This is a genomic window from Dactylosporangium sp. NPDC049742 (genome assembly GCF_040674675.1).
GTDB lineage: Bacteria > Actinomycetota > Actinomycetes > Mycobacteriales > Micromonosporaceae > Dactylosporangium > Dactylosporangium maewongense.
Window position 1 is genome coordinate 64,908 of the sequence record NZ_JBFANF010000006.1, and the last position, 12,221, is coordinate 77,128.

Here is a 12,221-nt window from a genome sequence, read left to right on the forward strand (position 1 = left end):
CCTATCCCGGGGGGCCCAATGTTAACCAACATTAAATTGCCCCCACTGGGGGGGGCCCGCGGGAACCCGGGCGCCCGCCTCTTTGTGTGTAAGGACCCAAGATCTAGGGGTGGCCACCACAACACCTTGTGATCGGAGTGCGAGATTTCCGTCACGGTGGCCCGACGCGCGTGGGAACCCTTGACGCGATGACCTGGTGGCAGGCACGCTAATCAGGCACTGCCTTCCGCGGACGCGGCGGCCGGTGGCCCGACAGATGTGCCCCGATCCTTCTTGGGTCCGGTTCAGCGCACATCGGCCGATGAGCCCCAGGCCTCGACCGACGCGAGCGGCTCGGCCGGTGGAACAGCGATCTTCAAAAAAGATCGTTGAAACATCGTGCACGGGGCCGCTCGACAGCGGTTAGCCTTTCGGCTACACTGCTAGTTTGCGCTGTCTTCTGACTTCACCTCTGGCGTGGAGTGCCTCTTCGTGGGCACTTTGCATCGGGGGTCGTCAGGCTGCACGCGAAACGGCCTGTCTGCACCACCGGTCCTCGGAAGGACGCATCTTGGCAGCTTCCCGCCCTGCGAAGACCAGTTCGAGCGCATACGCTCCCCGCCGGGTCTCCTTCGGCAGGATCACCGAACACCTTGAGGTTCCCAACCTCCTTGCCATCCAAACCGACTCGTTCGACTGGTTGGTTGGCAACGAGAAGTGGCAGAGCCGCTCGGCCGGTGATCCGCACGCCCGTTCCGGGCTGGCGGAGATCCTCGATGAAATCAGTCCCATTGAGGACTTCTCCGGCACGATGTCCCTGTCGTTCTCCGCGCCCCGCTTCGACGAGGTCAAGGCTCCCATGGAGGAGTGCAAGGAGAAGGACCTCACCTACTGCGCGCCGCTGTTCGTGACGGCGGAGTTCACCAACCACACCACTGGCGAGATCAAGAGCCAGACGGTGTTCATGGGTGACTTCCCGATGATGACGCCCAAGGGCACCTTCATCATCAACGGCACCGAGCGCGTCGTGGTGAGCCAGCTCGTCCGGTCGCCGGGCGTGTACTTCGACAAGCAGCCGGACAAGACCTCCGACCGCGACCTCACCAGCGTCAAGGTCATCCCGAGCCGGGGTGCCTGGCTGGAGTTCGACATCGACAAGCGCGACACCGTCGGTGTCCGCATCGACCGCAAGCGCCGGCAGGCCGTCTCCGTCCTGCTCAAGGCCATCGGTTGGTCCGCCGAGCGCATCCGTGAGAAGTTCGGCTGGTCCGAGCTCATGATGACGACGCTCGAGAAGGACCACATCGCCGGCCAGGACGAGGCCCTGCTCGACATCTACCGCAAGCTCCGCCCCGGCGAGCCGCCGACGCGTGAGAACGCGCAGACCCTCCTCGACAACCTCTTCTTCAACCCGAAGCGATACGACGTCGCCAAGGTCGGTCGATACAAGTTCAACAAGAAGCTCGAGTTGGACCTCCCGATCAACCAGGGTGTGCTGACGGAAGAGGACGTCGTCGCCACGGTCGAGTACCTCTGCCGCCTGCACACGGGCGAAGAGGGCTACGAGGCCGACGACATCGACCACTTCGGCAACCGGCGCCTGCGCACGGTCGGCGAGCTCATCCAGAACCAGGTCCGCGTCGGCCTGTCCCGGATGGAGCGCGTCGTCCGCGAGCGCATGACGACGCAGGACGTCGAGGCGATCACGCCGCAGACCCTGATCAACATCCGTCCCGTCGTGGCGGCGATCAAGGAGTTCTTCGGCACGTCGCAGCTGTCGCAGTTCATGGACCAGACCAACCCCCTCGCGGGCCTGACCCACCGCCGGCGCCTCAGCGCGCTCGGCCCGGGCGGTCTGTCGCGTGAGCGGGCCGGCTTCGAGGTCCGTGACGTGCACCCGTCGCACTACGGCCGCATGTGCCCGATCGAGACCCCTGAGGGTCCCAACATCGGTCTCATCGGCGCGCTCTCGACGTTCGCGCGGGTCAACCCGTTCGGCTTCGTCGAGACGCCGTACCGGAAGGTCGTCGACGGCCGGGTCACCGACCAGATCGACTACCTGACCGCCGACGAGGAGGACCGGTTCGTCAAGGCGCAGGCCAACGCTCCGCTCAAGAGCGACGGCAACTTCGCCGAGGACCGCATCCTCGTCCGCCGGAAGGGCGGCGAGGTCGACAACGTCCCCGCCGACCAGGTCGACTACATGGACGTGTCGCCGCGGCAGATGACCTCGGTCGCCACCGCGATGATCCCGTTCCTCGAGCACGACGACGCCAACCGTGCACTCATGGGCGCCAACATGCAGCGCCAGGCGGTGCCGCTGGTCAAGGCCGAGGCACCGCTCGTCGGCACCGGCATGGAGTACCGTGCCGCCGTCGACGCCGGTGACGTGGTCGTGGCCGAGGTCGCCGGCGTGGTCGAGGACATGTGCGCCGACTACGTGACGATCCACCAGGACGACGGCCACCGCCGGACCTACCTGCTGCACAAGTTCCGCCGCTCCAACTCCGGCTCCTGCGTCAACCAGAAGCCGGTGATCTTCGAGGGCGACCGGGTCGAGGCGGGGCAGGTCATCGCCGACGGTCCGTGCACCGACGAGGGCGAGATGGCGCTCGGGCGCAACCTGCTCGTGGCGTTCATGCCCTGGGAGGGTCACAACTACGAAGACGCCATCATCCTGTCCCAGAAGCTGGTGCAGAACGACGTCCTCACCTCGATCCACATCGAGGAGCACGAGGTCGACGCGCGCGACACCAAGCTGGGGCCGGAGGAGATCACCCGCGACATCCCGAACGTCAGCGAGGAGATGCTCGCCGACCTCGACGAGCGGGGGATCATCCGGATCGGCGCCGAGGTCGTGACCGGCGACATCCTGGTCGGCAAGGTCACCCCCAAGGGTGAGACCGAGCTGACCCCGGAGGAGCGCCTGCTCCGCGCGATCTTCGGTGAGAAGGCCCGCGAGGTGCGCGACACCAGCCTCAAGGTGCCGCACGGCGAGACCGGCACGGTCATCGGCGTGCGCACGTTCAGCCGGGAGGACGGCGACGAGCTGTCCCCGGGCGTCAACGAGCTGGTGCGCGTCTACGTGGCCCAGAAGCGGAAGATCCAGGACGGCGACAAGCTCGCCGGCCGCCACGGCAACAAGGGCGTCATCTCGAAGATCCTCCCGGTCGAGGACATGCCGTTCCTCGAGGACGGCACCCCGGTCGACATCGTGCTCAACCCGCTCGGTGTGCCGAGCCGGATGAACATCGGCCAGGTCCTGGAGACCCACCTGGGGTGGGTGGCCAAGACAGGCTGGAAGATCGACGGTGACGACACCGAGTGGAAGCGGGCGCTGAAGGCCATCAACGCGGGGGAGTCCGAGCCGGACACCAACGTCGCGACCCCGGTCTTCGACGGCGCCAAGGAGGAAGAGATCGCCGGCCTGATGAGCAGCACGCTGCCCAACCGGGACGGCAACCAGCTCATCGGTGCCAGCGGCAAGGCGCGGCTGTTCGACGGCCGCTCCGGTGAGCCGCTGCCGGACCCGATCGCGGTGGGCTACATCTACATCCTCAAGCTCAACCACCTGGTGGACGACAAGATCCACGCCCGCTCGACCGGCCCGTACTCGATGATCACGCAGCAGCCGCTGGGTGGTAAGGCGCAGTTCGGTGGTCAGCGCTTCGGTGAGATGGAGTGCTGGGCGATGCAGGCCTACGGCGCCGCCTACGCGCTGCAGGAGCTGCTGACGATCAAGTCCGACGACGTCCTCGGACGCGTCAAGGTCTACGAGGCGATCGTCAAGGGCGAGAACATCCCGGAGCCGGGCATTCCGGAGTCCTTCAAGGTGCTCCTCAAGGAGCTGCAGTCGCTGTGCCTGAACGTCGAGGTGCTCTCCAGCGACGGTGTGGCCCTCGAGATGCGCGAGACGGACGACGAGGTGTTCCGCGCCGCCGAGGAACTCGGCATCGACCTCTCCCGGCGTGAGCCGAGCAGCGTCGAGGAAGTTTGATCCGTGGGCGGGCGCCCCGCGAAGGCGCCCGCTCCACGACCTAGCAATTACCCGAGCAACTGAATCGTGAGGACATAGACGAAGTGCTCGACGTCAACTACTTCGACGAACTGCGCATCGGTCTGGCCACTGCCGACGACATCCGCCAGTGGTCGCACGGCGAGGTCAAGAAGCCCGAGACGATCAACTACCGCACCCTGAAGCCGGAGAAGGACGGGCTCTTCTGCGAGAAGATCTTCGGTCCGACCCGGGACTGGGAGTGCTACTGCGGCAAGTACAAGCGGGTCCGGTTCAAGGGCATCATCTGTGAGCGCTGCGGCGTCGAGGTGACCCGTGCCAAGGTCCGCCGCGAGCGCATGGGCCACATCGAGCTCGCCGCCCCGGTCACGCACATCTGGTACTTCAAGGGCGTGCCCAGCCGGCTCGGCTACCTGCTCGACCTGGCGCCGAAGGACCTCGAGAAGATCATCTACTTCGCGTCGTACGTGATCACCAGCGTCGACAAGGAGGCCCGCCACCGCGACCTCGCCACCCTCGAGAACGAGGTCTCGGCGGAGAAGCGCCAGGCGGAGAACGCCCGCGACTCGGAGATCGAGAAGCGCGCCGCCAAGCTGGAGCAGGACCTGGCCGAGCTCGAGGCCGAGGGTGCGAAGGCCGACGTGCGCCGCAAGGTCAAGGAGTCCGGCGAGCGCGAGATGCGCCAGATGCGGGACCGCGCGCAGCGTGAGATCGACCGTCTCGACGAGGTCATGGACACGTTCCGCAAGCTGGACCGCAAGAACCTCATCACCGACGAGCTGCTCTACCGCGAGCTGCGCGACCGGTTCGGTGAGTACTTCACCGGCGCCATGGGTGCCGAGGCGATCAAGGCGCTGCTGGAGAACCTGGACCTCGACGACGAGGCCGAGTCGCTGCGCGAGACCATCCGCAGCGGCAAGGGCCAGCGCAAGATCCGGGCCCTCAAGCGGCTGAAGGTCGTCGCGGCGTTCCTCAACACCGCCAACTCGCCGCTGGGCATGGTCCTGGACTGCGTCCCGGTCATCCCGCCGGACCTGCGTCCGATGGTGCAGCTCGACGGTGGCCGGTTCGCCACCAGCGACCTGAACGACCTGTACCGGCGCGTGATCAACCGCAACAACCGGCTCAAGCGCCTGATCGACCTGGGTGCCCCGGAGATCATCGTCAACAACGAGAAGCGGATGCTGCAGGAGGCCGTCGACGCGCTGTTCGACAACGGCCGCCGCGGTCGTCCCGTCACCGGCCCGGGCAACCGGCCGCTGAAGTCGCTGTCCGACATGCTCAAGGGCAAGCAGGGTCGCTTCCGTCAGAACCTGCTGGGCAAGCGCGTCGACTACTCCGGCCGTTCGGTCATCGTCGTCGGCCCGCAGCTCAAGCTGCACCAGTGCGGCCTGCCGAAGCAGATGGCGCTGGAGCTGTTCAAGCCGTTCGTGATGAAGCGCCTGGTGGACCTCAACCACGCGCAGAACATCAAGTCGGCCAAGCGCATGGTCGAGCGTCAGCGTCCGGTCGTGTGGGACGTGCTGGAGGAGGTCATCGCGGAGCACCCGGTGCTGCTCAACCGCGCGCCGACCCTGCACCGCCTGGGCATCCAGGCCTTCGAGCCGCAGCTGGTCGAGGGCAAGGCCATCCAGATCCACCCGCTCGTCTGCACCGCCTTCAACGCCGACTTCGACGGCGACCAGATGGCCGTGCACGTGCCGCTGTCCGCGGAGGCGCAGGCCGAGGCCCGCATCCTCATGCTGTCCAGCAACAACATCCTCAAGCCGGCCGACGGCAAGCCGGTCACCATGCCCACCCAGGACATGGTCATCGGCCTGTACCACCTGACGCACATCCAGAAGGGCCTGACGGGCGAGGGGCGCACCTTCAGCTCCGACGCCGAGGCGCGGATGGCGTTCGACAACGGCGAGCTGCACCTGCAGGCACCGGTGAAGATCCGGCTCCGGGGCATCATCGGGGTCGACAACGGCGCCTCCGGCCAGCCGTGGGAGGCCCCCGAGGGCTGGCAGTCCGGCGACACGGTCACGGTCGAGACGACCCTCGGCCGGGTGCTCTTCAACGAGACGCTCCCGGTGGGGTACCGCTTCGTCAACTACGAGATCCGCAAGGGTCAGCTGTCGGCGATCGTCAACGACCTCGCCGAGCGCTTCCCGAAGGTCTCCCTCGCGGCGACCCTGGACGCGCTCAAGCTGGCCGGCTTCCACTGGGCCACCTGGTCCGGCGTCACCATCGGCATGGAGGACGTCATCCAGCCGCCTCGCAAGCGCGAGATCCTCGAGCGCTACGAGAAGGAGGCCGAGCGGATCGACAAGCAGTACCAGCGCGGTCTCATGACGGCCGAGGAGCGCCGCGGCGAGCTCATCGAGATCTGGACCAAGGCGACCGGCGAGGTCGCCAAGGAGATGGAAAGCGCGCTGCCGCAGGAGAACCCGCTGTGGAAGATGATCAACTCGGGCGCCCGCGGTAACCTGCTCCAGCTCCGCCAGATCGCCGCGATCCGTGGCCTGGTGGCCAACCCGAAGGGTGAGATCATCCCGCGGCCGATCAAGGCCAGCTACCGGGAGGGTCTGTCCGTGCTGGAGTACTTCATCTCCACGCACGGTGCCCGCAAGGGTCTGGCCGACACCGCGCTGCGGACCGCCGACTCGGGTTACCTGACCCGTCGTCTGGTCGACGTGTCGCAGGACGTCATCATCCGCGAGGAGGACTGCGGCACCGACCGCGCCATCCCGATGACGGTCGGCGAGCTGCACGACGGCGTCATGCGGATCCACCAGCACGCGGAGACGGGCGTGCACGCCCGTACCCTCGCCGACGACGTCCGCGACAAGGACGGCAAGCTCGTCGCCGAGCGCGGCACGGACATCAACTCGATCACGGTCGACCTGCTGGTCGCCGCCGGGACCGAGACCGTCCGCGTCCGCAGCGTGCTCACCTGCGAGTCGAAGCTCGGCGTCTGTGGCGCCTGCTACGGCCGGTCGCTGCCCACGGGCAAGACCGTCGACGTCGGCGAGGCGGTCGGCATCATCGCCGCCCAGTCGATCGGTGAGCCGGGCACGCAGCTGACGATGCGTACCTTCCACACCGGTGGTGTCGCGGGTGAGGACATCACCCAGGGTCTGCCCCGTGTGCAGGAGATCTTCGAGGCCCGCGTGCCGAAGGGTAAGGCGCCCATCGCCGACACCCCCGGTCGCGTGCGCATCGAGGACGGCGAGCGGATGCGGAAGATCATCATCGTGCCGGACGACGGCAGCGAGGAGATCGTCCACGACAAGCTCAGCCGGCGCGTCAAGCTGCGCTACCAGGACGGCGAGCACGTCGAGGTCGGCGAGAAGCTCACCGAGGGCACGATCGACCCGCACGAGCTGCTGCGCATCATGGGTCCCCGGGCGGTCCAGGTCCACCTGACGTCCGAGGTCCAGGAGGTGTACCGCTCGCAGGGCGTGCTCATCCACGACAAGCACATCGAGATCATCATCCGGCAGATGCTCAAGCGGGTCACGGTCATCGACTCCGGCTCCACCGAGTTCCTGCCCGGTGTGCTGGTCGACCGTGCGCTCTTCGAGGCGGAGAACCGTCGCGTCGTCGCCGAGGGCGGCGAGCCGGCGGCCGGCCGTCCCGTGCTCATGGGTATCACCAAGGCGTCCCTCGCGACGGAGTCGTGGCTGTCCGCGGCCTCGTTCCAGGAGACGACCCGGGTGCTGACCGACGCGGCGATCCACGCGCGCAGCGACTCGCTGATCGGTCTGAAGGAGAACGTCATCATCGGCAAGCTCATCCCGGCCGGTACTGGCATCAGCAAGTACCGCAGCATCCGGGTCGAGCCGACCGAGGAGGCGAAGGCGAAGGTCTACTCGATGACCGGCTACCCGGAGGCCGACTACGGCTTCGGCCCGGCCAGCGGGCAGGCGGTCCCCCTGGACGACTTCGACCTGGGCTCCTTCCGCTAAGCACCACCGGACGACGAAGAGGGCGGGGACCCCACGGGGCCCCGCCCTCTTCCCGTGCACCGGATAGGCTCGGGTGGTGACGTCCTCGACGCGCCATCCGCTCGACCCCGACCCGGTCCGCGCCACCAAGGCCTCGGCCGTGTTCGGGCTGGGCCTGCTGTCGGTGGTGACCGGGCCGTTCCTCGGCGGGGCGATCCCGGCGACCCTGGCGCTGCTGCTGGCCCGGCAGTCGCACCGGGAGCTGGTGGCCGCGGAGGGCTTCCTGCTGGGCGCCAGGAGGCTCCGCAACGGCGTGCGGCTCGCCTGGACCGGCATCGTGCTGTCGATCGCCACACTGGTCGTCCTGGCGATCCTGGGCCTGCTGGCCTATGCCCGGGGCCGCGGCACCGACTTCGACCCGCTGGTGAACTGACGTGACCTACCCCTACCAGCACCAGCCGCCGGCCCAGCCCGTCGCGCAGCAGGGCATGCGGGTCGACGTCGTCCAGGGGACCCCCTTCGGGGTGGCCTACCCCCTCGTTCAGGCGACCCCGAGCGGCCCCGCCATCGGCAGTCTCGTCGCCGGCATCGCATCGGTCTTCGTCGGCCTTTTCGTGGGCTGCCTCGGCCTGCTCGGCGCGCCCGAGGGGTGGGGCCCGCTCGCCGGCGGCGCGTTCACCGTGCTGGCCGTGTTCCTCGGCCTCGGCGCGATCGGCCTCGGCGTCTTCGGGATGCGCCAGGTCCGCCAGGCGGGCCGGCTGGTCAGCGGCCGCGGGATGGCGATCACCGGGGTGGTCCTGGGATCCACCGGCGCGGGCGTCGGCGTGCTGTCCCTGCTGCTGGCCTTCGTGGCCGCGGCCACCTCGACGAGCCCGTGAGCGCCCTTGAGAGCGCCGCTGACCGGCCCCGACGCCGAGAACGCGACCCCCGGGACGGACGGATCAGACACCAGGTACTCTTGGTGTGAAGAGTGTTCCGTCATGGGGCCGAGCCGTCGATTTTGACCAGCGTCCTCACGGTGGGTACTCTTTCCCCTCGTGCCCGGCTTTGCCGGGCAACTCGTGCGTGCGTCCACAACGGCCCGCCTCCGCGGGTTGAGGGTGGACGCAAACCGCGAAACCCGGTTGGCACTTCTTGGACCGGGTTCGCGCGGCGGGCGACACGCCCGACCGCGGGTGCCGGTCACGCCGTGGAGACAGCGAAGAAGAAGACGTGCGGCCGCGAGGCCGAAGGGAGACAGGCCCAGTGCCTACGATCCAGCAGCTGGTCCGCAAGGGCCGCCAGGCGAAGCTGAGCAAGACCAAGACGCCGGCGCTCAAGGGCAGCCCGCAGCGGCGTGGCGTCTGCACGCGTGTGTACACCACCACGCCGAAGAAGCCGAACTCGGCCCTGCGCAAGGTGGCCCGCGTGCGACTGAGCAACGGTATCGAGGTGACGGCCTACATCCCCGGTGTCGGTCACAACCTTCAGGAGCACTCGATCGTGCTGGTCCGTGGTGGCCGTGTGAAGGACCTCCCCGGCGTCCGGTACAAGATCATCCGTGGTTCGCTGGACACTCAGGGTGTCCGCAACCGCAAGCAGGCTCGCAGCCGGTACGGCGCGAAGAAGGAGAAGAGCTGACATGCCGCGTAAAGGCCCCGCGCCGCGCCGGCCCCTGGTGGCGGACCCGGTCTACAACTCCCTGCTCGTCACCCAGCTGATCAACAAGATCCTGGTCGAGGGCAAGCGTCAGCTCGCCGAGCGCGTTGTCTACAGCGCCCTCGAGGGTTGCCGGGAGAAGTCGGGCACGGACCCCGTCGTCACGCTGAAGCGCGCGATGGACAACGTCAAGCCGACCCTCGAGGTCCGCAGCCGCCGCGTCGGTGGCGCGACCTATCAGGTGCCGGTCGAGGTGCGCCCTCCCCGGGCGACGACGTTGGGCCTGCGCTGGCTGGTCACCTACTCGCGCGCCCGTCGTGAGAAGACCATGGTGGAGCGGCTCATGAACGAGCTGCTCGACGCCAGCAACGGGCTCGGTGCTTCGGTGAAGCGCCGCGAGGACACCCACAAGATGGCGGAGTCCAACAAGGCCTTCGCGCACTACCGCTGGTAAGCGACGCTTTACCAAGCAATCCGACGAGAGCGAAGTAGGGATTCGAAGTGGCTGCCGTAGACGCTGCCCTCGCCAAGGTCCGCAATATCGGCATCATGGCGCACATCGACGCCGGTAAGACGACGACGACCGAGCGCATCCTCTTCTACACCGGTATCACGTACAAGATCGGTGAGGTCCACGAGGGCGCAGCCGTCATGGACTGGATGGAGCAGGAGCAGGAGCGGGGCATCACCATCACCTCCGCCGCCACGAAGTGCGAGTGGAAGGGCCACGTCATCCAGATCATCGACACGCCCGGCCACGTCGACTTCACGGTCGAGGTCGAGCGGTCGCTGCGGGTCCTGGACGGTGCCGTGGCGGTCTACGACGGCGTCGCCGGCGTGGAGCCGCAGACCGAGAACGTCTGGCGGCAGGCCGACAAGTACAACGTCCCGCGTATGTGCTTCGTCAACAAGCTGGACCGCACCGGTGCCGACTTCTTCCGCTGCGTGCAGATGATGGTCGACCGGCTCAACGCGACCCCGCTGGTGCTGCAGATCCCGATCGGTCTGGAAGGCGACCACATCGGCGTCGTCGACCTGCTGGAGATGCGCGCGCTGACGTGGCGCGGCGAGACCCAGAAGGGTGAGGACTACGCCATCGAGGAGATCCCCGCGGATCTCGTCGACCAGGCCAACGAGTACCGGGACAAGCTCCTGGAGACGCTGTCCGAGACCGACGACGACATCATGGTCCGCTACCTGGACGGTGAGACGTTCGACGTCAAGGAGCTCAAGGCCGCGATCCGCCGGGCGACCATCGCCGGCAAGCTCAACCCGGTCGTCTGCGGTTCGGCGTTCAAGAACAAGGGCGTCCAGCCCATGCTCGACGCCGTCGTGGAGTTCCTGCCGTCGCCGCTGGACATCCCGGCCGTCGAGGGCGTGGCGACCGACGGCGAGACGCCGCTGCTGCGCAAGCCGTCCAACAGCGAGCCGTTCTCCGGCCTGGCCTTCAAGATCCAGACGGACAAGCACCTCGGCAAGCTCACCTACGTGCGCATCTACTCCGGCACGCTCGAGTCCGGCTCCCAGGTGGTCAACTCCACCAAGGACCGCAAGGAGCGGATCGGCAAGATCTACCAGATGCACGCGAACAAGCGTGAGGAGCGCCCAAGCGCTCAGGCGGGTGACATCATCGCCGTGCAGGGTCTCAAGCAGACCACCACGGGTGACACCCTCTGCGACCCGGCCCACCCGGTCATCCTCGAGTCGATGACCTTCCCGGAGCCGGTCATCCAGGTCGCCATCGAGCCGAAGAGCAAGGCCGACCAGGAGAAGCTGGGCACCGCCATCCAGCGGCTGGCCGAGGAGGACCCGACCTTCCGCGTCAAGAACGACGAGGAGACCGGGCAGACCATCATCGCCGGCATGGGCGAGCTGCACCTGGACATCCTGGTCGACCGGATGCGCCGCGAGTTCAGCGTCGAGGCCAACATCGGCAAGCCGCAGGTGGCCTACCGCGAGACCATCAAGGGCATCGTCGACAAGATCGACTATGTGCACAAGAAGCAGACCGGTGGTTCGGGTCAGTACGCGAAGGTCATCGTCAAGCTCGAGCCGCTCGAGGTGACGGCGGACGGCCCGACGTACGAGTTCGTCAACGCGGTCTCGGGCGGTCGCATCCCGAAGGAGTTCATCCCTTCGGTCGACGCCGGCGCCCAGGACGCGATGCAGTACGGCGTGCTCGCGGGCTACCCGATGGTGGGCGTGAAGCTGACGCTGCTCGACGGGCAGTACCACGAGGTCGACTCGTCGGAAATGGCGTTCAAGATCGCTGGTTCGATGGTGATGAAGGAGGCGGCCCGCAAGGCTACCCCCGCTCTCCTCGAGCCGTTGATGGCCGTCGAGGTCACCACCCCGGAAGAGAACATGGGTGACGTGATCGGCGACCTCAACTCCCGGCGTGGCACCATCCAGGCGATGGAGGAGCGCGGCGGTGCCCGTGTCGTCCGCGCCACGGTGCCGTTGTCGGAGATGTTCGGCTACGTCGGCGACCTGCGGTCGAAGACCCAGGGCCGGGCGAGCTACTCGATGCAGTTCGACTCCTACGCCGAGGTTCCCGCGAACGTCGCCAAGGAGATCATCGCGAAGGCGACCGGGGAGTAGTTCCCGGTCCGCGGCCGCGAGGCTGCATCAGCGGGCCTGAAGGCTTCAGCCGCCAG

Annotated in this window: 7 protein-coding genes; all 7 read left to right on the forward strand. The window is 67.5% G+C overall.

Annotated features, from left to right (window positions below; translation table 11 throughout):
* The first annotated feature begins 550 nt into the window (after window positions 1-550).
* The 7 genes from AB0J72_RS10515 (at window position 551) to fusA (ending at window position 12,165) form a co-directional block, all read left to right on the forward strand.
* Window positions 551-3,976, forward strand: coding sequence for a DNA-directed RNA polymerase subunit beta (locus AB0J72_RS10515; protein WP_344501842.1), 3,426 nt, complete (start codon window positions 551-553; stop codon window positions 3,974-3,976).
* Window positions 3,977-4,059: 83 nt separating this feature from the next.
* Window positions 4,060-7,947 carry a DNA-directed RNA polymerase subunit beta' gene (locus tag AB0J72_RS10520; RefSeq protein WP_344501841.1) on the forward strand — a complete coding sequence of 1,296 codons (3,888 nt, stop codon included), beginning with the start codon at window positions 4,060-4,062 and terminating at the stop codon, window positions 7,945-7,947.
* A 76-nt stretch (window positions 7,948-8,023) separates the two neighbouring features.
* A complete protein-coding gene (locus AB0J72_RS10525; protein WP_360557886.1) occupies window positions 8,024-8,359 on the forward strand; it encodes a hypothetical protein in 336 nt (111 codons plus the stop codon).
* 1 nt (window position 8,360) lies between these two features.
* Window positions 8,361-8,804, forward strand: coding sequence for a hypothetical protein (locus AB0J72_RS10530; RefSeq protein ID WP_363397275.1), 444 nt, complete (start codon window positions 8,361-8,363; stop codon window positions 8,802-8,804).
* Window positions 8,805-9,171: 367 nt separating this feature from the next.
* On the forward strand, window positions 9,172-9,546 hold the full coding sequence (rpsL, locus tag AB0J72_RS10535; RefSeq protein ID WP_033357671.1) for a 30S ribosomal protein S12: 375 nt from the start codon (window positions 9,172-9,174) through the stop codon (window positions 9,544-9,546).
* Between the two features lies 1 nt (window position 9,547).
* Complete coding sequence (gene rpsG, locus AB0J72_RS10540) at window positions 9,548-10,018, forward strand: 30S ribosomal protein S7 (RefSeq protein ID WP_033357670.1); 471 nt, start codon at window positions 9,548-9,550, stop codon at window positions 10,016-10,018.
* Between the two features lie 47 nt (window positions 10,019-10,065).
* Window positions 10,066-12,165: an elongation factor G gene (gene fusA, locus AB0J72_RS10545; RefSeq protein WP_363397279.1), complete on the forward strand. Its 2,100-nt coding sequence runs from the start codon at window positions 10,066-10,068 to the stop codon at window positions 12,163-12,165.
* The last annotated feature ends 56 nt before the right edge of the window (window positions 12,166-12,221 follow it).